Below are 25,128 nucleotides of genomic sequence, written 5' to 3'. Positions count from 1 at the left end.
ATCAACGAAGGAGGTGAATTGCCATGCGACGTAACCTGTCAGGCTTGGTGGTGCGTCTGTCGATCTTCGTGATCGTGTGCGTCTTGGGTGCATTTGGGCTTATCGCGATCTTTGCGCAACTGCGACTCCAGGAGGAAAAGAGTTACGACGCCGTCTTTACTTCAGTGTCAGGCCTGGCGGGCGGCAACTTCGTCCGCATCGCCGGCGTCGAGGTCGGCAAAGTCAAGCACATCAGCATCAGAGACGACGCTACGGCACTGGTCGAATTCACCGCCGACGAGTCCGTGGTGCTAACCGAAGGCACTAAAGCGGTGATTCGATATGACAACCTCATTGGCGGTCGATACCTGGCGCTAGAGGAAGGGGCCGGTGGAACCAAGAAGATGCCCCCGGGCGCCACGATTCCGCTGGATCGAACGGCGCCCGCCCTAGATCTCGATGCCCTAATAGGCGGATTCCGGCCACTATTTCGGGCCTTGGACCCAGCTCAAGTCAATGCGCTGACGAGTCAGCTCATCGCCGCATTCCAAGGCCAGGGCGCCACGATCGGATCGATCCTGGTCCAGACCGCAAGTCTGACAAACACATTGGCCGATCGAGACGCCCTGATTGGCCAGGTCGTTGTCAACCTCAATACGGTGCTCGGCTCGTTCGGCGACCGCAGCGACAAGTTCGGTAAGGCGGTGCAATCCCTTTCAGAACTCGTGCATGGACTCGAGGGCCGCAAGCAAGACCTCAGTACCGCGTTGGCCTACTCCAACGAGGGCGCGGCGTCCCTCGCGAGTCTATTGAGCCAGGCACGACCGCCGTTACAGAAAGTCGTCGGCGAGACCGACCGCGCAGCCGGAACCGTGCTTGCCGATCGCGACTACTTCGACAACCTGCTTAATACGTTGCCCGACGCCTACCAGGTCCTAGGCCGCCAGGCAATCAGCGGCGACTTCTTCAGCTTCTATCTATGCGACCTGGTGCTGAAGGTCAACGGCAAAGGTGGCCAACCGGTCTACGTAAAGGTCGCCGGCCAGGACACGGGCAGGTGTACCCCTCGATGAAACCATTCCGGGAACGCAACTTCATTGTCATCGGCGTCATCGGTGTGACGCTACTGATCACCGCGATCGTCGGCGCCTTCAATTACAGCAAGCTGCCCTTCTTCTCCTCAGGCACAACCTATTCGGCATACTTCGACGAACTGGGTGGATTGACCACCGGCTCTCCAGTGCAAGTGTCGGGCCTTCGGGCTGGACAGGTGAAAAGCGTCAGCCTCGAAGCCCACGGAGTGCTCGTCGCTTTTACAGTGGCCGACGACATCCGCCTTGGTGAGCAGACAGAAGCAGCGATCAAGACCATCGGCTTGCTGGGTAATAAGATCTTGACCGTTACACCGCGCGGAAAGGGCCGCCTGTCCGGCGTCATCCCGATCGAGCGCACCACCTCCCCGTATCAGCTGCCTGATGCGCTCGGCGATCTCACCGCAACCATCAGCGGTCTCAATACCGAGCAGCTGTCAAAGTCGTTGCAAACATTGAGCGACACGCTCCACGACACCCCGCCTCAGCTCAAAGTCGCCGTTGACGGCGTTGCGCGCTTCTCACAGACACTCAATGAGCGCGATGCGCAGCTGCGCACGTTGCTCACCAACGCGCGGAAGGCCACAGGTGTGTTAGCCGAGCGCGCCGGTCAAATTGTGCGACTCATCCATGACACCAATGCCCTTCTCGCACAACTGCGTACGCAAAGCGCGGCATTGGATCGCCTCTCGGGAAATATCTCTGCTCTGGCCCAGCAGATCCAAGGCCTCATTGCGGAAAACCGCGACTCGTTGAAACCAGCATTGGACAAGCTAAATAGCGTTCTGGCGATCATCGATGACCGCAAGGTTCAGGTGCAAAAATCCATCAAGGGATTCAATGACTACGTTATGGCGCTGGGCGAATCGGTGTCGTCCGGCCCGTTCTTCAAAGCCTATCTCGCGAACCTGTTCCCGGGTCAGTTCATTCAGCCTTTCGTGGATGCCGCGTTCTCAGATCTCGGTTTGGACCCTCACGTGCTAGCACCCTCCCAGCGCCACGATCCCCAAACAGGTCAGCCTGGCACGCCACCGCTGCCGATGCCCTACCCGCGCACCGGCCAAGGCGGGGAGCCGAATCGGACACTGCCTGACGCCATTACAGGCAACCCTGGCGATCAGCTATGTGGTCTGCCCGGCGTACCGCTACCCGGCCCTTCTTGCTACCCCTACCGTCAACCGCCGCCGGTCCCGCCGCCGGGAGGGCCGCCACCTGGTCCACCCGCGCCACCCATACCTGGGCAGGCATCCTTCGATGTACCGAACCCTTTCCCGATGGACGTTCTCGGTCCAAATGACCCACCATTCGCCGTCTCGTCTAGGGAGGCAGGACGATGATACGTCGGCAATCCATGATTCGAGTGGCTCTCGCTGTCATACTCGTGGCGATAGCCCTTGGCGGAGGCTTTATTTCGTTACGTGAGGTGACGAAGACGCGAACTAACATCGTTGCCTATTTCGTCAATAGCAACGGCCTGTTCGTCGGCGACGATGTCCGGATCCGCGGAGTCAACGTGGGCAAGATTGAGGCAATCGAACCGCAACCCACACAAGTGAAAATCACGTTCTGGGTCGATGACAAGTACAAAGTACCGGCCGACGCCAAGGCCGTGATCCTCTCACCCACCTTGGTGACCGCCCGTGCCATCCAGCTGACCCCTCCCTACCGCACTGGCCCCACCCTGGCAGACCACTCGGTCATTAACGAAGACCGCACTGCCGTTCCCGTGGAATGGGACGACTTCCGCGCACAATTGGAACGCCTCACCAAAACCCTCCAGCCCACAGCGCCTGGCGGAGTCAGTACATTAGGCGCCTTCATCAACACCACCGCCGACAATTTGCGCGGGCAAGGTCCGGCAATCCGCGATGCCATCATCAAACTCTCCGAGGCGCTTTCGTCGCTCGGGGACCACAGCGATGACACGTTCACCAGCGTCAGGAACCTGTCCACGCTGGTCTCGGCTCTCCAAGACAGCACCACCCTGATGCGTCAACTGAACGACAACCTAGCGTCGGTCACCGCACTCCTAGCCAACGACCCCGACGAAGTCGCCAACGCCGTTAAGGACTTCAACTCTGCTGTCAATCAAGTCACTTCATTCGTTGCCGATAACCGCAACAGTTTGGGCACGACTTCGGAGAAACTCGCCTCGATATCGCGGGCCTTGACCGACAGTCTCGACGACATCAAACAAGCGCTCCACATCGCGCCGACCAACCTGGGCAACCTCATCAACGTCTATCAACCTGCCCAAGGCACTCTCAGCGGGATACTTGCGTTGAACAACTTCAGCGATCCGATTAGCTTCCTATGCGGCGCAATACAAGCCGCATCGCGATTGAACGCCGAGCAATCGTCGAAGCTGTGCGTGCAGTATTTGGCACCGATCGTCAAGAACCGCCAGTACAACTTCCTGCCTCTAGGTCTCAACCCCTTCGTCGGCGCCGCCGCGCGACCAAATGAAATGACCTACAGCGAAGACTGGATGCGACCGGATTATGTTCCGCCACAGGCAAAGCCAGACGCTTTGCCCGGTTCGGTCGGGTCAGCACCTCCGCCGGCGGATGGCCCGCAGCCACCTGCCACCGACGCGACAACCAACGGACCGGTTTTGCCCGTCAATTCACCCAGGCAGACCGATCCGGCTGCAGGCCTATCGGGCATGATGATGCCCGCCGGGAGCGGATCATGATGACTTCCCGCGCGCACCGTGTCGTTGCATTCGTGGCCGCTTCTCTCCTGATGCCACTGGCGTCGGCATGCGAGTGGCACGGCCTGAACTCACTTCCCCTACCCGGCACCCAGGGCCGCGGGCCCGACTCCTTCACCATCCAGGCCCAGATGCCGGACGTGAACAACATTCAAGAGAACTCACGCGTCCGTGTCGGTGACGTCAACGTCGGTACAGTCACCCGAATCGAACGGCAAGCCTGGCACGCGTTGCTGACGATCAGGCTCAACGGTGACGTGAACATGCCTGCAAATTCTACGATCTCGGTCGGTCAGACCGGCTTGCTTGGGTCACTGCACATCGAACTGGGACGGCCGACGAACGCACCACCCGAAGGTAGGCTGCACCAGGGTTCGTTAATACCGTTATCTCAGGGTGGCGCCTATCCTTCCACCGAGCAGACCCTGGCGGCGGTCTCGCTGCTGCTCAACGGCGGTGGGCTGGGTCAGGTCCAAGACATCACCAAAGCGCTCAGTACCGCGTTCGGTGGCCGCGAGGACAACCTGCGAAGTTTGATGGACCAGCTGGACACGTTCACCAGCCGCACCAATCATCAAACGACTGACATCATCGCCGCCACCGACAGTCTCAATCGGCTAGTCGGACAGTTCGGTGCACAAAAACCTGTGGTGGACAAGGCGCTTGACACCCTGCCCGAAGCACTAGCGGTGTTGAACAAAGACAGGGACGACCTCATCGAAGCCGTCGACCAATTAGGGAAGTTCAACGCGATCGCCGCGGATTCCATCCGTCAGACCAAAGAAGCACTGGTTTCCGAACTCAAGGATCTCGGCCCGGTGCTTGAATCGCTGGCCAATGCCGGACCCGCCCTCACCCGTTCGCTGGGCCTGCTCGCAACATTCCCCTTCCCCAAGGACACTCTGACCAAGTGGATGCGTGGTGACTACGGCAACCTCACCGTCATCGCTGACCTAACGCTCAGCCGCATCGATTCGGCGTTATTCACCGGGACACGCTGGGAAGGCAACTTGACCGAGCTGGAGCTGCAGTGGGGCCGCACCATCGGCCAATTGCCCAGCCCTTACACCGCAGCCAACCCGCTCACCGTTCCATATCACCGGGACCAGGGGCCCTAACGTGTATCTAAATAAGCGAGTCCAGGTGCAACTGGCCTTCTTCTCGGTGATCACATTGCTGGCTGGAGGCATCGTCATGTTCGGATATCTCCGACTGCCCGGTCAGCTGTTTGGTATTGGGCAATACCGAGTTACGCTGGCTCTCAACACTTCTGCTGGACTCTATCCCAACAGCAACGTCACCTACCGCGGCACCGAAGTCGGCCGTGTCGACGCAGTTCAACTCACCCCAACCGGTGTCGATGCCGTCTTGTCACTGCGGTCGGCCGTTAAAATTCCCGCCGACCTCGATGCCGAGGTGCACAGCCAAACCGCGGCAGGCGAAAACTTCGTCGAACTCATACCAAGGCGTGCCGGCGGTCCAAACCTCAAGGACGGCAGCGTGATACCCGCTGACCGAACGACGGTGCCCCCCGATATCAATAACTTGCTTCGCGCGACGAATACCGGTCTGCTGGCAATTCCGCACGACAACCTCAAAACCGCCATCGATGAATCCTTTACCGCCTTTGGTGGTCTCGGCCCTGAATTGTCGCGAATTGTGAAATCGAGCACCGCCTTGGCCATCGATGCCCGCAAGAACCTGGATGCGCTCACCACAGTTGTCGACCACTCCAAGCCGATCCTCGATACCCAAGTCGACACCTCGGATTCGATCCAGGCATGGGCTTCCAATCTCGCTCAGATCACTGGCCAGCTGCAAGCCCAAGATGACTCCGTGAGAGGCATTGTGAAAGATGGGCCCGCCGCCGCGGACCAACTGCGCCAATTACTGGACCGACTGCGGCCAACCCTGCCGATCATCATGGCCAACTTGGTCAGTCTCGCCGATGTGGCACTCGTCTACCAACCCAACCTCGAGGAGGTTCTGGTGCTCTTCCCTGCAGGGGTGCAGATGATGCAGGGCGCTGGACTCGCCAACCGTGACACGAAGCAGGCCTACCGCGGCCTGTACCTGTCGTTCAATTTGAATCTGAACTTACCGCCCCCGTGCACCACGGGATATCTGCCGGCCCAACAGATGCGGTCGCCAAGTGAGGTCGATTCTCCCGCTCGTCCGCCCGGTCAGATCTACTGCCGCGTTCCCCAAGACTCCATTTTCAATGTTCGCGGCGCGCGGAACCTGCCGTGCGAAACCCGCCCCGGTAAGCGTGCCCCGACCGTGAAATTGTGTGAAAGCGACGAGCCATACGTGCCACTCAATGACGGTTACAACTGGAAGGGCGATCCCAACGCCACCTACACAGGCCAGGACATCCCGCAGCCGCCGCCGGGCACACCACCACCGGCTGGTGTACTCGGACCCAGCCCGCCGCCGGTCGCGATACCGGCTGCCGGGTATGACCCGGAGACCGGCACCTATCTCGGTCCGGATGGACATCAATACACCCAATCGGATCTGGCTCAAACGGCACCGAAGGAGAAGACATGGCAGTCAATGTTGACACCGCCGCCGCAGAGGTGACCGAGTCGGCGCCAGCCGATCGGATCGACCTAGGCAGTAGTGGTGTAGATCTCGAGGGAACCGAGCTCGACGGCGATGAGGCCTTCGACGACGAACACGACGCAGCCACGACATCTCCCGCCTCCGCCGAGAAGTCTGGATCGAAACTCCGCCTGGCGCTTACGCTCTCGACGACGGCCGTCGTGGTGGTTGCGGGGCTGATCGGCTGGCTTGGATTTCGACTACATCAAGACCATCAAAGCCAGCAGCAGCGCAGCCTGCTTCTTCAGGTCGGTCGCCAAGGCGCACTGAATTTGACCACTATCAACTACACCGAGGTCGACGCCGACATCAAGCGCATTTTGGATTCCTCGACGGGCGCTTTCTACGATGAATTTCAAAAACGTTCCCAACCGTTCGTCGACGTTGTCAACAAGACACAGTCCAAGACGGTCGGCACGATCACCGAGGCAGGCTTGGAGTCCCAGCAAGGCGATCAGGCGCAGGTGCTGGTAGCAGTATCGGTGCATACCTCGAGTGCGGCTGCGGCCGAGCAGCCGGTGCGGTTGTGGCGGATGCGTGTCTCGGTGCAGAAGGTCGGCGACGTCGCCAAGGTATCTAACGTCGAGTTCGTGCCATGAGGTGGCCCAATCCGCGTCGTGCGAACGACGTCATCGACAATGACTCCGCGCCGGAATTCACTGCTGAGCCGGTAATAACACTCGACGTGCAGCACAACAGCGAGAGCACCGAGGCCGCGAGTCAGGTCCAGGAGCCGGACATCCCGCCTGTGCAAGTGCGGCGAGGTGGTCGCTGGTTGCGGACGCTCGCCTACGGAATACTGCCCGCGTTGGCGTTGGTGGGGGCCGTGACCGCTGGCTACTTGAAATGGCAGGACGGCTCGGCCCGTGACAGCGCGCTCGCCCGCAGCGAATCCGTGCGAGCAGCCACCGACAGCACGATTGCGATGCTCTCCTACAAGGCCGACACCATCGACAAGGATCTCGGACTGGCTGGGGACCATCTGACCGGCCGATTCCGCGATTCCTACACATCATTGGTCAACCAAGTCGTGATCCCTGGTGCAAAACAAAAGCACATTTCAGCGGTAGCCACGGTCCCGGCCGCGGCGTCGGTATCAGCGACCGAAAACCATGCCGTGGTCCTCGTGTTCGTCAATCAGACCGTCGCCGTCGGCGAGGATCCCCCGACTAGCACCGCATCCAGCGTGCGAGTAACCCTGGACAAGATTGGCCAACGATGGCTCATCTCAGATTTCACCCCCGTGTGAGGCCGCAAGTGGAATGGCCGACGCCCGACTTCAGAGTAAGAGCGACTGCCTGCGCGGTGGCCACAGCCGCGCTGGCCCTTACTTTCTGCGCTACTCCACGCGCCTACGGCGCGCCGGCACCAGAGGTCGAATACCTCTATGACGTCACCGTGCGACGCCACTACAGCTTTCCCGACAACGACGCGCTCGGCTATGGCCACGGCATCTGCGACGAGGTCAGTCGAGGCGACAGCTACGCCCAGATACTGGATGCCACGAAACGCGACGTCGGTCCCAGCGACGAGTTCGCGGCGAACTATCTCGTTTCCTATGCGGTCAATCTGCTTTGCCCCGCACTGATTTGGCAACTCCGCAACTCCGCGGCGCACTATCGCCCGCCGACAACCGGCGGCTGAGAAGGAGGAAGATGAGATGCAGTATCGCCTAGTGGGCTTGCCTGCGCTAATTGTCGCCGCCGGGGCCCTGCTGAGCGCCCCAGTCGCGCACGCCGACGGTGATATCAACACGCTCGTACTCAACAACAAGCGACTCAACGACGGTGTGATCGCCAACGTCTTCACTGTGCAGCACCAGGCAGGTTGCACTAACGACATCGGCCCCAACCCCCAGTTGCAACTCGCTGCGCAGCGGCACAGCAGAGATGTGTTGAACAACCGCGCCCTTGACGGCGACGTCGGCTCCGACGGCTCCAGCCCGCAAGACCGCGCCAATGCGGCCGGCTACCCGGGTAAGGTCGCTGAAACGGTGGCGATCAATCCCGCATTGGCCATCAGCGGCGTCGAGCTAATCAACCAGTGGTATTCCAACCCAGCTGATTTCGCCATCATGTCCAACTGTGCGAATAGCCAGATGGGGGTGTGGTCAGAAAATAGCCCCGACCGCACGGTGGTGGTGGCCGTCTACGGGCAGCCGCAGCACGCAATCAACACGACAGGCCAAAATGTGGCGCCCGATCCCAGCCCCGACTACGACGCCAGCGACGAACTCGAGTTTGGCATCCGCTGGTTGCCTTGGATCCTGCGCGGCGTCTACCCACCACCGGCTAACCCGCCGCAATAGCCCAGACCGCGGTCGACGCCCAACTTCTCATAGCGAGGCGATGCGCGAGCGCGATCCGATTACGCCGAGGTCACGGCCAGCCACCGTCGGAGGCGGTATGTACATCACAACCGACGGTCGGCGTGGGGTAGGAAACGTGGCCAAAAACTGCGAGCACCTTGGGATTCAGGGTTATAGACGGGGCAGGGGCCACCGAGCTGCTGAACATCTGCATCTCCGCAGCCGGCGAAGACACCCGCCCGGGAGCCAACGGCAAACCCTTACGGGCTGGTTGGCCCTGACATGGATGAGTAATTTCTTCGCGTGTTCGCCTCGACGTGCGTATCGGACTGCGCTCCACAGTGCGTACCTACGCGGGCATGTGAGTCAATGTCCGGATATTAGACACCCGACTTGACTGATTCTCCAGCATCATATCGCTGACGCCACGCGCAGACAGGCTTGCATTTTCGCCACGCAGTACCGGCCCCGGGTTCGCACTGACTCGGCGAAGGATAAGGAGCAAGACAATGACGACGAAAGCGGCAATGTTCTTCGAATCACCTAAGCCCTTCGAGAATGTCCAACTCGACCTCGACGGCTACCAGGACCCGCGAGACGGTAAGAACATCCGGGGCGTCATCACCCGTGACAACTGAGCTAAGTTATGCCTCGGGCGTGGCCAACGTCCCACTTCTGTATGAAACGATCGGACAGAATCTAGATCGAGCGGCCCGACTATTCCCCGATCGCGAGGCTCTCGTTGAGTGCTGGTGCGGCCGCCGCTGGACTTATCGTGAGTTCGTTTCAAGCGTCGACACACTTGCGATGGGTCTGTTGCAATGGGAAATCGCCAAGGGCGACCGGGTGGGCATCTGGGCACCCAACTGCGCGGAGTGGCCTCTGATCCAGTACGCCACGGCAAAGATCGGAGCGATCCTGGTCAACATCAATCCTGCATATCGCCCACGCGAGCTGGAGTACGTACTCAACCAGGCCGGTATCACCATGCTGATCGCCGCCGAGGCGTTTAAGAGCTCGAACTACGCTGCCATGATCAATGAGGTTCGTCCACGATGCGAGGCCCTTAAGCGTGTTGTGCTCTTGCAAACTGATGACTGGCATGAGCTGCTTGAGACGGGTCAGCGATCCGACTCGCTTCGGTTGGCGGCGGTAATGGATACCTTATGCGCCGACGATCCCATAAACATTCAGTACACATCGGGGACAACCGGATTCCCGAAGGGTGCCACGCTGACTCACCACAACATCCTGAATAACGGATTTTTTGTGGGCGAGATCTGTGGCTATTCCGAGGCCGACCGAATTTGTATACCGGTTCCGTTTTATCACTGCTTCGGTATGGTGATGGGAAATCTCGCAGCTACGAGCCACGGCGCGTGCATGGTAATGCCAGCCCCATCCTTCGAACCCCGAGCCACGCTGGAGGCCGTGGCCTCAGAGCGGTGCACTTCGCTTTACGGAGTACCGACGATGTTTATCGCCGAGCTGGCCGAACCAGCATGCCACGACCTGGACCTGACCAGCCTGCGGACCGGCATCATGGCCGGGTCACCGTGCCCCGCAGAGGTGATGAGGCAAGTCATCGAACGGATGGGAATAGCCGAGATCACCATTTGCTATGGGATGACCGAGACTTCGCCAGTGTCCACGCAAACTAGAGCGCTCGATTCCATCGAGCGCCGGGGGTCCACTGTAGGTACAGTGCATCCACACCTTGAGATCAAGATCGTCGATCCAGAAACAAATCTTCCAGTGCTCCGCGGTAGACCGGGCGAACTGTGTACGCGCGGTTACTCCGCGATGCTCGGTTATTGGGAGCGGCCGGATTGGTCGGAGGAGGCGATCGACTCGGCGCGGTGGATGCATACGGGCGATTTGGCGATCATGGACGCCGATGGCTACGTCAGCATCATCGGCCGGATCAAGGACATGGTGATTCGCGGTGGGGAGAACATCTACCCGCGTGAGATCGAGGAGTCTCTCTACAGCCATCCAGACATCCTGGACGCACAGGTGATCGGTGTCCCGGATAAAAAGTACGGTGAGGAGCTAATGGTTTGGATCCGTATGAGAGACGGTGCCGCGCCCCTCACGGTTGAGGACGTGCGCGCCTTCTGCGCTGACAAGCTAGCGCACTACAAAATTCCCCGTTACGTCCACGTGGTCGAAGACTTCCCGATGACTGTCAGTGGGAAGATCCGCAAAGCTGAGATGCGGGATATTGCGATTGGGATACTAGGTCTGAACTGACCACCCCGGTTTCAAGAGCGCGCGGCCGTTAAACGCGATTGATCCATCCTTCGACAGGCAAATACCCGACCCGCGTGAGATATGGGGCCGATGGGTTGTCGAGCAGCCGAGCAAGACGCTGCCCGACTCTTCGCGCAACAAGAAGCGTGTCGTTCTTTGAGCCTTTGCGGTCCGCGCTGTCGGCGTCCGGGCGGGTACCGGTTTACGTTGAGGGAGTGAGGATTCCGTATGACCGAATTGCTTTGTAAAGTGTTGTGCGGCTGATACCCAAGGTCTGTGCAGCAGCTTTCTTATTCCCGGAGGACGTGCGGAGAGCATGTACGATCGCGTCGCGCTCGGCCTGCTCGATGGGGCTAAGCCGACGTCGAAGTCCGCAGCGATAAGCCGCGGGCAAGTCATCGACGGTTATGTCGCCCGCGCGGCGCGCGTGTGCCACCCTGGTGATAACTGCATTGAGTTCGTGAAAGTTGCCCGGCCAATGGTGAGCCGCCAATGCCTCTAAAGCCTTTGGTGTGAAACGCATCTGAGCGCCGTTGTGGAAGCCCTTCAGAATGTTGTGGGCCAACGCAGGAATCTCCGCACGCCGTTGCCGGAGGGGAACCAATTCGATCGTGTCGTGGCTTTGGGCGGCCAGTGCCGCATGCGCTGGGCCAAGGCCAGCCGGTGGGCTGCTCGTGAATATGACACGGGTGGGGGTGGACCGCAGCCGCTCGGACACTCGGGCGATTAACCGTTCTGGAAGCACGTCAATCGCTTCTATCACGACTGAGCGATAGGTTTCGTGGACTGCTTCAGAGAGTCGGCGCGCCCACTCATGCTCACCGATGTCGAAGATGTCTCCCGCTTCGAACCAGCATGCGGATGCATCGGCGACCTGGTGCGCCGTGGTGGTCCTGCCGGACCCAGGCTCCCCGGAGATAAGTGTCCACGCCGGGTCGAGGCGTCGGCCGTTCGGGGGCCACTGGGCCGTCTCAGACCGCTCCGGGCTGAGCGAGAAGACCGCGGCGCCGGTGCCCGGAATCGGGTTGATCGAAGCAATTACGCTCTGGCCCGAACACAACTGGATATGCCTGATCAATTCCGCGTTGTCGACGAAATCGAGAGAAATAGCACGTAACGTCGCGTGATCAGTCGCTTCAACTATCTGCATCGCAGCGGCGTTGGCCAAGAAGATGTCTTCGCCAACCGCGATCACTGGACGTGATCTCTCGTGTGCTGTTGTTTGTCTAAAGGTGCTAAAAACGCGCTTTTCGGCTTCACACGTCTGATCCAGTAGACGCTCACCAATCTGTCGGGCAGAACGCCGGACGAGCGATGCTATGAGCGGATTGTCGTGTTCCTCCAGGCACGTGATGTCCAAGACACCCTCGATGCGCTGAGTTACCGGGTGAATAATCGGTTCGCCGTAACAGCTGAATCTCTTCAGCGACTCGATATAGTGCTCCTCGCCGCGCACCGCCAAGCCTTTTCGTATCTCAAGGGCCGTTGCAATGGAATTCGTTCCCGTAACCTCCTCACGAAAAATACGGCCCGCTATAGCGCCCCCGGCTTCTAGCAAGGTTTGGATGGGCTTTTGGCCATACCGAAGGTCGGTCAAGGTCCCCTTGCGGTCGGCGAGCAGGACCGCATAGGGGCTTCCCACGAGCTCAGCAGCTATCTCATCGACCACTGGTCGGGAGGCGAGTATGAATCTGCTGCCCAGGTCCACCGCCTCGGTTGCGGTATCACCGACCGACGCCGATGGACGCAGTCCGGTCATCGCGACGCGCCGCCACGAGGTGGTGATGATTGACCGCACCGAGCACTCTTCTGTGCTCACGGATGTCCCTCGGGTCTACTCGAGCGATGTGCGTCGAACCGTCGATCGCGACAACATCGCCTGAACGGAACCAGATCGGGACCGCGCCTCTGAACGCAGATGAACGCTATGGCGCCACTTGTTCGGGAGGAATGCACCACCCGCGGTGCACTCATTTGCGTGCGAAGGCGCTGGACTAAACGAACACCTTTGCGGCGGCACGCTGGGTGTGGGTACCAGGGTTTGGCAGGCATGCAATATGCTGTCATATTGACGATCGTAACGTAAACGTGGCATACTTCAACTCGTGGTCAGACATTCGTCGGTTCCGGCGTCTCTCCGCTTCCCCGGGCCTCGGGGGGCCGATACGCCACGTCCTACATGGCGACGGACCGGTCCAATTGAGAGCAACCATCTTGCTGTGTAGCGCGCTCTGCGGTGTTGTGGACGATGATTTGAACCGCGGAGGGCATGAAGGTGGCGACCTGCTCGTTCGGGTGGCTCGGTCAAGGATCGGGCTATGCGTCGGTCCGGTAAGACGCGCGGCTTCGTCTTTTGAGCTGCGACTCACGCTCGCCCAAACCGCACCGAGGAGACGGAATGCCTGAGCTAGCCACGCTGGGAGCTACGTTGCACTACCAAGTCGCGGGCGATGGGCCTCCACTGGTTCTCGTCCACGGCGCATCGACGGATCACTCCACGTGGGACTGCGTCGTCGATGACTTGGCGAGCGACCACAGGGTGATCACTTACGATCGTCGTGGCTACGGACGGTCGCACCATCGGCCGGTTCGGGATAGCAGAATCCATGCTCGTGATCTCGCGGTTTTGCTCAAGCAAGTTGCGCAGCAGCCAGCGAAAGTTGTCGGTTGGAGCGCGGGCGGCAACATAACGCTTGTGGCGGCGGTAGACAACCCAGAACTGTTCTCCGCCGTGTGCGTTGTCGAGCCACCTTTTCACGGACTTCGCTACGCTAACCTGCCGGCTTTGCGGACCGCGTTGCGCCTCAAGGCAGGTCAAGTGCTGGGTCGTCGAGTCGATGGTTTAGAGGCGTTTTACAGGTTTGCGACCTCCCTGCGTTCCGGCGGAAACGGCTATGACTCAGCAGGTGACGAGCTTCGCGAGTATCTTCTGAAAAACTCCGGGCCAGTTTTCGCCGAATGGGGCAACCCGTACAGCACCTTTGTCGAATATTTGCCGGCCCGGGCTGTAGTTGACTTACCGGTGCCGCTGACGTGGTTGATTGGCGCGGAAAGCTTTCCGTGGTTCGCAAATCTGCGGAATCATATCGCTCGCCGTCGGCCCGACCTTCGTCTCGTGGACATCCCCGGTGCCGGGCATCTCACGCATCTGGAGAATCCCGATGGATTCGCCAAGGCGGTGCGCGCGGCGCCGACTCTCCCTTGACCTGTTGTGACGCACTCACTGGGCGACTCAATGCTCTTCTTGCGTCCAGGTGGCAACGACGATACGCACCATGACATGCATGCAAGGGCTGCTGTATCAGCTCTAGCTCGTGAGCTAAGTGGGTTCGCGCGTAGCAACGAGCTGAGAGGGTCGGTGCCACGCCTGCGCGCTACAGATCCAGTCCGTCTGCTATCCGTTGGCAAGTGACGTCGCCTGCGTCGGTATGGTGCTTATATGACGGCAGGAGGTCAATCGACTCGTACCGGTGGCGGCCGGGATGGTCGCGTCGCCCAGTTGATCATCACACTTTTTGGCCTCTATGCCCGCGCCGAGGGGAACTGGCTGTCGGTGGCTTCTGTGGTCGCCCTCATCGGCGATCTGGGCGGTGATGGTCAGGCCGCCCGATCGGCAGTCTCTCGATTGAAGCGGCGCGGCGTCCTGCTCAGCGAACGCCGTGGGGGTGTCGCGGGCTACTCGGTCTCTGCATCGACGTTGGAAGTGCTCGCCGAGGGAGACGTGCGGATCTTCGAGCGCCGGAGAGCAACTGTCGAGGACGGATGGGTGGTGGTGGTGTTCTCCGTGCCTGAATCCGAGCGCGAGAAACGACATTCTCTTCGATCGAGCCTCACCCGACTCGGCTTCGGCACCGTGGCGCCGGGCGTGTGGCTGGCGCCGGGAAACCTTGCGCACGAGACGCGGCATGCCCTGCAACGCAGAGGGTTGTTTGAGTACGTCGACATTTTCCGCGGTGAATACTTCGCGTTCAGCGATCTTCGATCAAAGGTCCACGTTTGGTGGAACCTGGAAGAACTCGCCGAGTTGTACGCAGAGTTCCTGCAGCGCTATCGCTCGGCACTGTATCGGTCGTCGGCCGAAGGGTTCAGCTCAGAGGAAGCGTTTCAAACGTACGTGCAGATGCTGACGCAGTGGCGTCAGCTTCCGTACCGCGATCCTGGTCTGCCGCTATCGCTGTTGCCACCCGCATGGAATGGTGAGGCGGCCGGTGAGTTGTTCGGCGAGTTGAACAAAATACTGCGCCCCTTGGCGCAGAAGCACGCCCTGGAGATCATCCACGGAAAGCGTGTGGGAACCGATGCGCCGCAACCTCGTCACCGCAAGTCGTCTCCTGTCTGAGTTGAGGGCGGTCAGCGGAATGCCGCGATGCCGGTCAGCGCTCGCCCGATACTGAGCGTGTGCATCTCCTCGGTGCCCTCGTAGGTCGAGACGGTCTCCAGGTTGTTCATGTGCCGCATCACCGAGTGGTCGAGAGTGATGCCGGCTGCACCGAGCACTGCGCGTGCGGTGCGGGCGACTTCGAGTGCGGAGCGAACGTTGGCGAGCTTGCCGTGGCTGATCTGTTCAGGCGTGATGCAGTGTGTGTCCTTGAGCCGGCCAAGTTGGACGGCGGTCAGAGCGGCGTTGGAAACTGCGATCGACATGTCGACGAGTTTGCGTTGAGTGAGTTGGAACCCGGCCAGCGGTTTGCCGAATTGTGTTCGGAGGAGGCTGTATTCGAGGGCCTCGCAATAACAGGCCCTGGCGGCTCCGACCGCACCCCACAGGATGCCGTACCGCGCCTCGTTCAGGCAGGATAGTGGTCCCTTCAGGCCGCGGACTTCCGGAAAGACCGCCGTGGAGGGCAGCCGGACGTCGCTGAGGGCAAGCTCGGCCGTAACGGATGCCCGCAGGGACAGCTTGCGGCCTATCTCATGCGCTGCGAAGCCGGGCGTATCGGTTGGTACGACGAAGCCACGGATACCCTGATTGGTTTGCGCCCACACGACCGCGACGTCCGCAATCGTGCCGCTCGTGATCCACATCTTCGAGCCGTTGAGTATCCAATCGTCACCGTCAAGCCTCGCGTGGGTGCGCATGGAACCAGGGTCGCTGCCCGCGCCGGCTTCAGTCAGTCCAAAGCAGCCGATAGCCTCGCCGGCCGCCATCCGCGGGAGCCACTCTTGGCGGTGATCCTCGGTGCCCCAACGGTGGATAGCGAACATGGCGAGTGAACCTTGGACCGAAACCAGACTGCGCAGTCCTGAGTCGATTGCCTCGAGTTCCCGGCATGCGACGCCGTAGGCGGTGGCTGTTGTGTTGGCGCACCCGTAGCCCGTGAGATGCATGCCGAGCAGCCCAAGCTTTCCGAGGGCCGGAATGATTTCGGTCGGGATCTTGCCCGCCTCGTACCAGTCCGAGATATAGGGCGCGAGTTCGGCTTTCGCATAGTCGCTTACGGTCTGGCCAATGGTTCGCTCGTCGTCGGAGAGCAGGTGGTCGCTTTGCAGGAAATCGAGGGGGTCCATCACTGTCCTTTCCACGCTGGTGGGCGGCGGGCGTTGAATGCCGCGTGGAACTCGGCGTGGTCGTCCGTGGTCATCAACAGTGCTTGGGTCATCGCGTCAAGTTCCATCGAAGACGAGAGTGACATTTCCAGCTCGCGCGTCAACAACGACTTGGTCTGCGACAGCGCCAGACTCGGGCCGCTGGCCAGCCTGTGGGCCAGAGCGGTCACCGTATCGTCGAGCCGATCGTCGTCGACAAGCTGTGAGACAAGCCCGTAGCGGTCGGCGGTCTCAGCATCGATTGTGTCGCCCAGCATCAGAAGCTGGGTGGCACGCCCGAAGCCGACGACACGGGGGAGTAGGTAGGCCGCGCCCATGTCACCTCCGGAGAGCCCGACCTTGGTGAAGAGGAAAGCAAAACGTCCCGACCGGCCCACGATCCGAAAGTCCGCTGCCAGTGAGATGACCGCGCCCGCTCCTGCCGCGATGCCCTGAATTTTGACGATGATGGAGATCGGACATTCGCGCATGGCGCGGATGACGTCGCCGGTCATTTTCGTGAACTGCATCAGTTCGGCGGCCTTCATCGTGATCAGCTCGCCGATGATTTCGTTGACGTCGCCTCCACCGCAGAACGCGCGCCCCTTGCCCTGAATTACCAGAACCTTGACGCCGCTATGGTGCGGTAGTTCCGCGATAAGGTCGCGTAGGTCTGCGTAGCTCTCAAACGTGAGTGGATTCAACTTCTCGGGACGACGCAGCGTCACGGTGGCAACGGGGCCCTCGATCGCGAAGTCGAAGTGTTTCCAGGTTGTCGTCAGCGGGACGGATGCTCTGAACCGGGTCACGGTGTCGCCCTTTCTCTGAACAGCTCGCGGGAGATGATGGAGCGCTGCACTTCTGATGCGCCTTCGTAGATGCGGGGAGCGCGGACATCGCGATAGAGGTGCTCCAGTAGGTGACCACGCCGCAGGGCGTACGCACCGTGGAGTTGGACGCACTGGTCGACGATGATCTGCGCGGCCTCGGTGGCGAATAGCTTGGCCATCGCTGCGCGCCGGGTAATTTCGCTGCGGGAGGCACCGGCGTCATAGGCGCGTGCGGCGGTATAGACGAGCAGCCGAGCGGCCTCCAGCTGGGTGGCCAGGTCAGCGAGTCGGTGCGCGATCGACTGCTGAGCCGCCAGTGGTGCGCCATACGCATGTCGGTTGGCGACGTGTTCGAGCGTGACGTCGAGAGCCGCCTGTGCCATCCCTACGGCGAAGGCACCCACGCTGGGGCGAAACAGGTCGAGGGTGCGCATCGCCACCTTGAACCCTGCGTCGACCTCGCCGAGGACGTCGGTTGGTTCGACGCGGACATCGTCGAAATGAAGCTGGCCGATTGGGTGCGGTGAAAGCAAGTCGAGGTGCTCGCCGGACAGGCCGTCAGCATTGCCGGCGACGGCGAACGCCGTGACGCCGCGGGCGCCCGCGTCCGGCGTTGTTCGGGCGAACACGGTGTAGACGTCGGCTTCCGGCGCGTTGGAGATCCACATCTTCTCCCCGCGCAATCGCCAGCCATCGCCGTCGGGGGCCGCGGTCAGCGCGAGAGCGGCTGCGTCAGAACCAGCCTCGGGCTCGGTTAGTGCGAACGCCGCGACCGTGGTGCCGCGCACCACCCCGGGAATCCACCGTTCGACCGTCTCGCGTCTGCCGGACTGCAGGATCGGGTAGGAACCGAGACCTTGGAGGGCAAGCGCGGTCTCCGCCCCGGTGGAGACACCGGCAAGGGTCTCGCGGAGCAGGCACAGCCGCATCGCCGCCGCAACGGTCGGGTGCTCCTCGGCCAATCCGCCGAACAAGTCGCGAAGCAGCCCGCGGCTACCCATCTTCGCGAGGAGCGCGCGATTCACGTTGCCTTCGTCGCACTTGTCGACCAGTGGCAGCAACTCCCGCTGTGCCAACTCACGTACCCGCTGTGCGTATGCGCTTTCCTCAGCGCTGAGCACGGTTATCGACCTTCCTGTTCGGCTGGCCGCCACCGCTCATGTCGGGTGCCGGCCACGCCCCCGCGGATCAGTTCCAAGCGCGGCTTGGGGCCGTCGGTGCGGCCGGTCTGGGGTTTGCGCCGACCGGCGTTCCAGGCGTTGGGCCATTCGGCGCCAGAGCCTCTGTAGCCTTGTTCGGCTGCGGCGTGCAGTGTCCAGTTCGAGTCGTAAAGATGAACTCGCCCAAGGGCACACAGGTCGGCTCGCCCGGCGAGGACGATGGAATTCACATCGTCGTGCGACGAGATCACACCGACCGCGATCGTGGGTATGTCCACGTTGTTGCGGATCTTGTCCGCGAAGGGGGTCTGATAGGAGCGGCCGAAGGCTGGCGTCTCGTCGGGTGTTACTTGGCCCGAAGAGACGTCGATGGCGGCGGCGCCGGCGTCCTTGAAGGCTTGGGCGATGAGGACTGCATCATCGCCCGTGATTCCGCCGTCGACCCAGTCAGTTGCCGAAATGCGCACGGTCATAGGCTTGTTCTCTGGCCACACCTTTCGTACCGCCCGGAACACGTCGAGCGGGTAGCGCAGCCGACCGGCTAGGTCGCCGCCGTACTGGTCGGTGCGGCGGTTGGTGACCGGCGAAATGAACGACGAGAGCAGGTAGCCGTGCGCGCAGTGCAGCTCGAGCAGATCGAAGCCAGCCTCGTCGGACCGCCTTGTCGCGTCGACGAATTCCTGTGTGATTTGGGCGAGGTCCGCTTCGGTCAGCTCCCGGGGCACCTGATTCACGTCCGCCTTGTATGGCAGTGGCGAAGGGGCGACGATCTCCCAGTTGCCCTCGTCGAGCGGCTGGTCGATGCCATCCCACATGAGCTTTGTGGAGCCCTTGCGGCCGGAATGGCCAAGTTGGATACCGACTTTCGAGCATGAATCCTCATGGACGAAGTCCGTGATTTGTCGCCAGGCCCAAGCTTGTTCGTCGGACCAGATGCCAGTGCAGCCGGGGGTGATCCGGCCCGCTTCGCTCACGCAGACCATCTCCGTCATGACCAGTCCGGCACCGCCCAGCGCCTTGCCGCCAAGATGGACCAGATGGAATTTGTTAGGCATGCCGCCCTCGGCACGGTACATATCCATCGGGGACACCACCACCCGGTTGACCAGCTGCAGATCGCCGAGTTGGAACGGCTGAAACATGGGCGGCGTGTCGGTCTGATGAGAAAGGTGCTGAGCGGTGAACCAATCATTCACGCGTTCAACGAATTCGGGATCACGCAGCTGGAGATTCTCGTAGGTCACCCGGCGACTGCGGGTCATGATGTTGAAGGCGAACTGTTGAGGATGCTGCTCGACGTACTGGCCGAGATTTTCAAACCATTCGAGGCTTGCCCGGGCAGCGCGCTGTGTGGACAGAACAACCGCCTTGCGCTCGGTTTCGTACTCGTCCAGTGCCACAGGAATGTCGTCGTGTTCGTGCACGCAGGCCGCCAGGGACAGCGCATCCTCCATCGCGAGCTTGGTGCCTGATCCGATGGAGAAGTGTGCGGTGTGTGCGGCGTCGCCGAGGAGGACAACGTTGTCGTGGCGCCAGTGCTCACTGTGCACGGTCGTGAAGTTCAACCACTTGGAGTTGTTCGCCATCACCTCGTGGCCGTCGAGAACGTCTGCGAACAGGTCCTTGATCACGTCGATGGACTTCTCGTCGGATTGGCCGGGCGCGAAATCGTGTGTCGCGAAGACGTCGAATCCTGCTGCGCGCCAGACGTCTTCTTTCATCTCGATGATGAAGGTGCTGCCCGTGGCATCGAATGGGTAACCGTGTGCCTGCATGACGCCGTAGGGCGTTTCGCGAATGTAGAACTTGAACGCGTCGAATACCTTGTCTGTCCCCAGCCACATGTACTTGCAGGCACCGCGGTCCAGCCGTGGCTCGAACGACGAAGCGTATGTCGAACGCACCGTCGAGTTGACGCCATCGGACGCTACGACTAAATCACTCGTCGCGGCAAGGATTCTCACGCTCGGGGCTTCCCTGCAGAAATGCACGCTGACGCCGAGGCTGGCGCATCGTTCCTGGAGAACCTGGAGGAGCCGCTTGCGGCTCATGGCCGCGAAGCGGTGGCCCCCGCTGGTGATCGTTTCACCCCTGAAGTGCACGTCGATGTCGTCCCAGCGGGCGAATTCTTGCTCCATCCGCCGATAGATCTCGATGTCTGCGTGCTCGATTCCGCCGAGAGTCTCGTCGGAGAAAACAACCCCGAACCCGAAAGTGTCGTCGGGCGCGTTGCGTTCCCACACGGTGATCTCGTTGTCGGGGCCTAGCTGTTTGGCTAGTGCCGAGAAGTACAGGCCGCCCGGACCGCCGCCGATCACCGCAATACGCACATTCGCTCCCACTCAGTACCGCCTACACTTGAATCATATTGTTAAAAACCAACGGCCGTCAAGAAAACAGCATACTCTCGTGGGAGGTGCGCCCGCCGCTGCCCGTGGGTGGGTACCTGGCGAGCACTAACTGCAGCTAGATCGGCTTCGCGCCATCCCGTGCGACGCCCGGTAACCGGGAGCGCTGCAACTTTCCGCTTGACGTTTTGGGCAATTCGTCTACGAAGACAACGCGACGTGGGTATTTGTATGGTGCGATTCGTTGCTTAACAAAATCCTGCAGTCCGGTTGCGACTCGCGCGCCGCGGTCGACCCCCTCACGCAGTACAACGAACGCCGTCACGAGCTGCCCTCGGTCGATATCAGGCACGCCGGCCACGGCGCACTCGCTAACATCAGGATGGGTCAGCAAAGCTTCTTCGACCTCGGGAGCGGCAATGTTGTAGCCGGACGAGACGATCATGTCGTCGCTGCGTGCCTGATACCACAAGTAGCCGTCCGCGTCCTGAATAAAAGTGTCGCCGGTGACGTTCCAGCCCTGTTTAACGTATTCGCCTTGTCGATCATCGGCGAGGTAACGACATCCCGTTGGCCCTTTGACTGCGAGCTGTCCGGGCGTTCCCGGAGGCTGTGGTTTGCCTTGATCGTCAAGGACGGCGACGGCGTAGCCCGGTACGGCGCGGCCGGTGGAGCCGACCTTTATCTCGTCAGTGGGGGAGGCAACGAAGATGTGCAACATCTCGGTGGCTCCGATGCCATTAATGAGCTTAACGCCGGTCGCGTCGAAGACCGCGTGCCAGGTGGAGGCAGGAAGATGCTCGCCTGCGGCGACCGCGCGGCGCAACGTCGATATCTTGTGCGCGTTGCCCGAGGCGACCATTGCGCGGTACGCCGTTGGCGCGGTGAAGCAAATAGTGACCTCATGCTGGGCGATGTGGTCAGCGAGCTCGTCTGGTGTTGCCTTTTCGAGAAGCAGCGTTGCGGCGCCAACGCGCAGCGGAAAAACGACGAGGCCGCCGAGACCGAAGGTGAACGCCACCGGTGGAGTACCCGTGAAGATGTCAGTAGTGACGGGTTTGAGCACGTGTGCTGAGAATGTATCGGCGACGGCTAACACGTCGCGGTGGAAGTGCATCGTGGCTTTTGGGCGACCGGTGGTTCCTGACGTAAACGCAAGTAGCGCAACATCGTCCGCGGCGGTGTCGACTGCCGTGAAGTCGGCGGCCTTGCTCTCGATCGCAGTGGTGAGGCCGGCGTCGCCGCCGAACTCGGCGACTCGCAGGCCTGCGACACCCGACGCAGTGAGGGCCTCAGTGAAGCGTGCGTCGCACAACGCCAAATCGACGCTGGCCGCATTGGCGATCTTAGTTAGTTCGACTTCGCGCAGCATCGGCATCGTGGTGACTGCGACGGCCCCGGCCTTTATGATCCCGAACCAGCAGGCCACCAGCCACGGGTTGTTGGGACCGCGGAGCAAAACACGGTTACCGGGGACTATTCCGTAGTCCTCGACCAACACCGCGGCGACCTGGTTTGAGACGCGACGCAAGTCACCGTATGTCCACGCGGGCGCGTCGGGCGTCAGCAGACACGGTTGGCCGGCGCCGACACGGTCAGCGACCTTGTCCAGCAACTCGACGGCACAATTCAATCGCGCAGGGTATTGGAGTCCCGGCAGGTTGAACAGCAGCTCGGGCCACAGCTCCTTGGCCGGCATGTTGTCCCGACAGAAGGTGTCGATGTGGGCAGAAAGCGACGGTCTCATCGCATCCCTTCTGAGGCTCAAGCTGATGTTTCGTATAAGGAACGGTAATCACTATTACGCTATATTTCCGCTGGCTTCGCCGGTTGGTCCGGCGGTTAATCAGGCAGTACGGCAATGCCTTGGACCTCAACAAGAGCTGCGGCGTCCCACAAGCGGGCCACCCCAATACCGGCTGTCGGTGGGTAGCTGCGGCCAACGAGTTGTTTCCACACGGCTCCGATGGCGTGCGAACTGGCCCGATAGTCGTCAATGTCGACGATGTAGATAGTCAAACTCGCAAGGTCGGTGGGGTTGCCTCCGGCAGCGGCAAGGGCCGTGAGCAAGTTGCCGAGGGCCCGCTCAAACTGCTCTGCCACGGTCGTACCAACGATGAGCCCGGATGCATCCAGTGCGGTCTGGCCCGCTAAAAAAACGATCGTCCCAGAACCTACCGCCGCGTGCGAGAAACCTTTCGGGGTGCCGAGTTCGGGCGGATTGATGAACTCAAGACTCATGCGGCACTCCCGGAGCTGTTGTGCGCAGTCACGATTGAACTCCGCCGCCATCGACCGTGATCCCCTGCCCGTTGATGGCAGCGTTGGTAACGCACAGCCACACCGCGTCGGCTACCTCGTCCACCGTCACCAATCGTCGATTGGGTTGCTTCATTTGCAGTGCCGCCCGTGCGTCCTCGACTGTGCGGCCGGTTGTCTTTGCGATATTGGCGATGGTGCGCTCAGTCATGGGGGTGTCGACGTATCCGGGACACACTGCGTTGACGGTGACCCCTTTGGTGGCCAGTTCGGCGGCGGCACTTCGCACTACTCCCAGCAGACCGTGTTTGCTGGCGGTATAAGCGCTGATGTAGGAATCGCCTTTCTTCGCGGCGACGGAAGCGATCACCACGATCCGTCCGTGGCCACGACCGATCATGGCCGGCGCGGCGCGCCGGATGCAGCGAAACGGTGCCGTGAGATTCACGTCCAACATCTGATCCCATTGTGTGTCGGTGGTCTTCACAAGTGGTGCCGCTGCCGACACCCCTGCGGCTGCAATGAGGATTTCCACTGCCCCCCAATAACTTTCAACTGCGGCGAAAACCTTATCGATGGCGGCGGTCGACGTGATGTCCGCTGGTAGTACCAGCACCTCGCCCGCACACAGCCGCGCCGTCTCGTTCAGTTCTTCCTTCGTCCGCGAGGTCAGCGCGACGCGGCGGCCGTGCGAACTGAGTCGTATCGCTACCGCGCGACCGATTCCACGACCAGCACCGGTCACCAGGGACACCGATCCTTCGTTTGACACCTTCCCGACAATGCCACGGATACGTTACGATCGTCAATATGGCGATATATTTGCAGGTGGCTCGGAAATATGCCTGAAGCGTTCTTAGTGCGCGGCGTGCGTACCGCATTCGGTCGATACGGAGGGGCGTTGGCAGGCGCTCGGCCCGACGACTTGGCCGCACACGTAGTGGCAGAGTTGGTACGACTGGAGCCCAGCGTCGACTGGAGCGCCGTGGACGAGGTCATCTTGGGCTGCGCAAATCAGGCAGGCGAAGACAATCGCAATATCGCACGCATGGCGGTGCTGCTCGCCGATCTACCGATAGAAGTTCCCGGTACAACAGTTAATCGGCTATGCGGGTCAGGGCTCGACGCCATCACCCAGGCCGCGCGCAGCGTTCGCGCGGGAGACGCTGACCTTGCAATTGCGGGAGGCGTGGAGAGCATGACGCGGGCGCCGTTTGTTTCCCCGAAGGCCGGCATCGCCTGGGCGCGCGCCCCCGAGAAGTACGACACAACCATCGGTTGGAGATTCGTCAACCCGCGTATGCGAGAACGGTTCGGCGTCGACTCGATGCCCGAGACGGCCCAGATTGTCGCCGATGAGTACGGAATATCACGAGAAGACCAGGATGCCTTCGCATTTCGGTCCCAACAGCGGACCGCGGATGCGGTCGCTTCGAAACGACTCGACCGAGAGATCGCGCCGATCGACGTTCCGCGACAAGGTGCCGATGCCCAGCGAGTCGCAGCCGACGAGCATCCGCGTGAAACTACGCTGAGCAAGCTGGCCAAGCTGCCAAGCATCATCCCGGGAGGAAGCGTTACTGCGGGCAACTCGTCGGGGATCAACGACGGCGCGGCCGCAGTGCTGGTTGCCTCCCAAGACGCTGTCGCGAAGTATGGTTTGAATCCCTTGGCGCGTCTTACGTCGGGGGCGGCCAGTGGCGTGGCCCCACGCACGATGGGAATCGGCCCTATTCCCGCCACACTCAAGTTGCTCGGCCGCTCTGGACTGAAGATCGGTGACATCGACCTTGTCGAGCTGAACGAGGCCTTTGCAGCCCAGGCGCTGGCAGTGCTGCGTGGCCTTGGACTCCCAGACGACGCCGAGCACGTTAATCCTAATGGGGGGGCAATCGCACTTGGGCACCCGCTTGGGGCCAGCGGCGCACGCTTGGCGCTGACCGCGGCAACCGAGATGAGCGACCGGCAACTGCGTCGCGCGCTGGTCACCATGTGTGTGGGTGTGGGCCAGGGCGTCGCGGTGCTTCTTGAGGCCGCATAGGGCGGTGACCAGACCG

Annotated in this window: 22 protein-coding genes; 14 read left to right on the top strand and 8 right to left on the bottom strand. The window is 61.2% G+C overall.

Annotated elements, in window-relative coordinates:
• Positions 1-23 precede the first annotated feature (23 nt).
• From MJO58_RS22380 to MJO58_RS22330, 11 genes are all read left to right on the top strand, one after another.
• Positions 24-1,052: an MCE family protein gene (locus MJO58_RS22380; protein WP_239721001.1), complete on the top strand. Its 1,029-nt coding sequence runs from the start codon at positions 24-26 to the stop codon at positions 1,050-1,052.
• Positions 1,049-2,407, top strand: coding sequence for an MCE family protein (locus MJO58_RS22375; RefSeq protein ID WP_239721000.1), 1,359 nt, complete (start codon positions 1,049-1,051; stop codon positions 2,405-2,407). The genes MJO58_RS22380 and MJO58_RS22375 overlap by 4 nt, the downstream gene beginning before the upstream one ends.
• Positions 2,404-3,765 carry a virulence factor Mce family protein gene (locus MJO58_RS22370; RefSeq protein WP_239720999.1) on the top strand — a complete coding sequence of 454 codons (1,362 nt, stop codon included), beginning with the start codon at positions 2,404-2,406 and terminating at the stop codon, positions 3,763-3,765. Before MJO58_RS22375 ends, MJO58_RS22370 begins: the two co-directional genes overlap by 4 nt.
• A gap of 50 nt (positions 3,766-3,815) precedes the next feature.
• The gene (locus MJO58_RS22365; protein WP_239723398.1) at positions 3,816-4,901 is read left to right on the top strand and encodes an MCE family protein; all 1,086 of its coding nucleotides are present in this window, start codon (positions 3,816-3,818) and stop codon (positions 4,899-4,901) included.
• Position 4,902: 1 nt separating this feature from the next.
• Positions 4,903-6,366, top strand: coding sequence for an MCE family protein (locus MJO58_RS22360; RefSeq protein ID WP_239720997.1), 1,464 nt, complete (start codon positions 4,903-4,905; stop codon positions 6,364-6,366).
• Positions 6,330-6,986, top strand: coding sequence for an Rv1363c family protein (locus MJO58_RS22355; protein WP_239720995.1), 657 nt, complete (start codon positions 6,330-6,332; stop codon positions 6,984-6,986). The genes MJO58_RS22360 and MJO58_RS22355 overlap by 37 nt, the downstream gene beginning before the upstream one ends.
• Positions 6,983-7,636 (top strand): Rv1363c family protein, encoded by a 654-nt coding sequence (locus MJO58_RS22350; RefSeq protein WP_239720994.1) that lies wholly within the window; start codon positions 6,983-6,985, stop codon positions 7,634-7,636. Before MJO58_RS22355 ends, MJO58_RS22350 begins: the two co-directional genes overlap by 4 nt.
• Before the next feature lie 56 nt (positions 7,637-7,692).
• Entirely contained in the window at positions 7,693-8,031 is a 339-nt protein-coding gene (locus tag MJO58_RS22345; RefSeq protein WP_434086260.1) for a DUF732 domain-containing protein, read from the top strand.
• A gap of 16 nt (positions 8,032-8,047) precedes the next feature.
• On the top strand, positions 8,048-8,695 hold the full coding sequence (locus MJO58_RS22340) for a CAP domain-containing protein (protein ID WP_239720993.1): 648 nt from the start codon (positions 8,048-8,050) through the stop codon (positions 8,693-8,695).
• A 509-nt stretch (positions 8,696-9,204) separates the two neighbouring features.
• Complete coding sequence (locus tag MJO58_RS22335) at positions 9,205-9,333, top strand: hypothetical protein (RefSeq protein ID WP_259608720.1); 129 nt, start codon at positions 9,205-9,207, stop codon at positions 9,331-9,333.
• Positions 9,323-10,948 (top strand): AMP-binding protein, encoded by a 1,626-nt coding sequence (locus MJO58_RS22330; protein ID WP_239720992.1) that lies wholly within the window; start codon positions 9,323-9,325, stop codon positions 10,946-10,948. Before MJO58_RS22335 ends, MJO58_RS22330 begins: the two co-directional genes overlap by 11 nt.
• Positions 10,949-11,150: 202 nt before the next feature.
• On the opposite strand, the gene MJO58_RS22325 is transcribed toward MJO58_RS22330, so the two are convergent.
• The gene (locus MJO58_RS22325) at positions 11,151-12,767 is read right to left on the bottom strand and encodes a sigma-54-dependent Fis family transcriptional regulator (protein WP_239720991.1); all 1,617 of its coding nucleotides are present in this window, start codon (positions 12,765-12,767) and stop codon (positions 11,151-11,153) included.
• 579 nt (positions 12,768-13,346) lie between these two features.
• Here MJO58_RS22325 and MJO58_RS22320 point away from each other — a divergent pair.
• Positions 13,347-14,153, top strand: a complete 807-nt coding sequence (locus MJO58_RS22320) for an alpha/beta fold hydrolase (RefSeq protein WP_239720990.1) — start codon at positions 13,347-13,349, stop codon at positions 14,151-14,153.
• Between the two features lie 234 nt (positions 14,154-14,387).
• Positions 14,388-15,287: a PaaX family transcriptional regulator gene (locus MJO58_RS22315; protein WP_239720989.1), complete on the top strand. Its 900-nt coding sequence runs from the start codon at positions 14,388-14,390 to the stop codon at positions 15,285-15,287.
• A gap of 11 nt (positions 15,288-15,298) precedes the next feature.
• Here the strand turns inward: MJO58_RS22315 and MJO58_RS22310 are convergent, their stop codons facing one another.
• The 7 genes from MJO58_RS22310 to MJO58_RS22280 form a co-directional block, all read right to left on the bottom strand.
• Positions 15,299-16,456, bottom strand: a complete 1,158-nt coding sequence (locus MJO58_RS22310; protein WP_239720988.1) for an acyl-CoA dehydrogenase family protein — start codon at positions 16,454-16,456, stop codon at positions 15,299-15,301.
• Positions 16,456-17,202, bottom strand: a complete 747-nt coding sequence (locus tag MJO58_RS22305) for an enoyl-CoA hydratase family protein (RefSeq protein WP_239720987.1) — start codon at positions 17,200-17,202, stop codon at positions 16,456-16,458. Before MJO58_RS22305 ends, MJO58_RS22310 begins: the two co-directional genes overlap by 1 nt.
• Before the next feature lie 77 nt (positions 17,203-17,279).
• A complete protein-coding gene (locus tag MJO58_RS22300) occupies positions 17,280-18,425 on the bottom strand; it encodes an acyl-CoA dehydrogenase family protein (RefSeq protein ID WP_239720986.1) in 1,146 nt (381 codons plus the stop codon).
• A 2-nt stretch (positions 18,426-18,427) separates the two neighbouring features.
• Positions 18,428-20,782: a bifunctional salicylyl-CoA 5-hydroxylase/oxidoreductase gene (locus tag MJO58_RS22295; protein WP_239720985.1), complete on the bottom strand. Its 2,355-nt coding sequence runs from the start codon at positions 20,780-20,782 to the stop codon at positions 18,428-18,430.
• Positions 20,783-20,930: 148 nt separating this feature from the next.
• Positions 20,931-22,511 (bottom strand): AMP-binding protein, encoded by a 1,581-nt coding sequence (locus tag MJO58_RS22290; protein ID WP_239720984.1) that lies wholly within the window; start codon positions 22,509-22,511, stop codon positions 20,931-20,933.
• A gap of 143 nt (positions 22,512-22,654) precedes the next feature.
• Entirely contained in the window at positions 22,655-23,053 is a 399-nt protein-coding gene (locus tag MJO58_RS22285; protein ID WP_239720982.1) for a RidA family protein, read from the bottom strand.
• A 28-nt stretch (positions 23,054-23,081) separates the two neighbouring features.
• Positions 23,082-23,825, bottom strand: coding sequence for an SDR family NAD(P)-dependent oxidoreductase (locus tag MJO58_RS22280; RefSeq protein WP_239720981.1), 744 nt, complete (start codon positions 23,823-23,825; stop codon positions 23,082-23,084).
• Between the two features lie 87 nt (positions 23,826-23,912).
• Here MJO58_RS22280 and MJO58_RS22275 point away from each other — a divergent pair, with 87 nt between their 5' ends.
• Positions 23,913-25,112, top strand: coding sequence for a 3-oxoadipyl-CoA thiolase (locus MJO58_RS22275; protein WP_239720979.1), 1,200 nt, complete (start codon positions 23,913-23,915; stop codon positions 25,110-25,112).
• Positions 25,113-25,128 lie beyond the last annotated feature (16 nt).

This window comes from Mycobacterium lentiflavum (genome assembly GCF_022374895.2).
Lineage (GTDB): Bacteria > Actinomycetota > Actinomycetes > Mycobacteriales > Mycobacteriaceae > Mycobacterium > Mycobacterium lentiflavum.
The sequence above is the reverse complement of the archived record's forward strand: the minus strand, read 5'-3'. Positions and strand labels throughout refer to the sequence as shown.

Coding starts and splice junctions, on each gene's coding strand:
- MJO58_RS22380 (WP_239721001.1), top strand. CDS start 24: ATGCGACGTAACCTGTCAGGCTTGGTGGTGCGTCTGTCGATCTTCGTG.
- MJO58_RS22375 (WP_239721000.1), top strand. CDS start 1,049: ATGAAACCATTCCGGGAACGCAACTTCATTGTCATCGGCGTCATCGGT.
- MJO58_RS22370 (WP_239720999.1), top strand. CDS start 2,404: ATGATACGTCGGCAATCCATGATTCGAGTGGCTCTCGCTGTCATACTC.
- MJO58_RS22365 (WP_239723398.1), top strand. CDS start 3,816: ATGCCACTGGCGTCGGCATGCGAGTGGCACGGCCTGAACTCACTTCCC.
- MJO58_RS22355 (WP_239720995.1), top strand. CDS start 6,330: ATGGCAGTCAATGTTGACACCGCCGCCGCAGAGGTGACCGAGTCGGCG.
- MJO58_RS22350 (WP_239720994.1), top strand. CDS start 6,983: ATGAGGTGGCCCAATCCGCGTCGTGCGAACGACGTCATCGACAATGAC.
- MJO58_RS22340 (WP_239720993.1), top strand. CDS start 8,048: ATGCAGTATCGCCTAGTGGGCTTGCCTGCGCTAATTGTCGCCGCCGGG.
- MJO58_RS22335 (WP_259608720.1), top strand. CDS start 9,205: ATGACGACGAAAGCGGCAATGTTCTTCGAATCACCTAAGCCCTTCGAG.
- MJO58_RS22320 (WP_239720990.1), top strand. CDS start 13,347: ATGCCTGAGCTAGCCACGCTGGGAGCTACGTTGCACTACCAAGTCGCG.
- MJO58_RS22315 (WP_239720989.1), top strand. CDS start 14,388: ATGACGGCAGGAGGTCAATCGACTCGTACCGGTGGCGGCCGGGATGGT.
- MJO58_RS22310 (WP_239720988.1), bottom strand. CDS start 16,456: ATGGACCCCCTCGATTTCCTGCAAAGCGACCACCTGCTCTCCGACGAC.
- MJO58_RS22290 (WP_239720984.1), bottom strand. CDS start 22,511: ATGCCGGCCAAGGAGCTGTGGCCCGAGCTGCTGTTCAACCTGCCGGGA.
- MJO58_RS22285 (WP_239720982.1), bottom strand. CDS start 23,053: ATGAGTCTTGAGTTCATCAATCCGCCCGAACTCGGCACCCCGAAAGGT.
- MJO58_RS22275 (WP_239720979.1), top strand. CDS start 23,913: ATGCCTGAAGCGTTCTTAGTGCGCGGCGTGCGTACCGCATTCGGTCGA.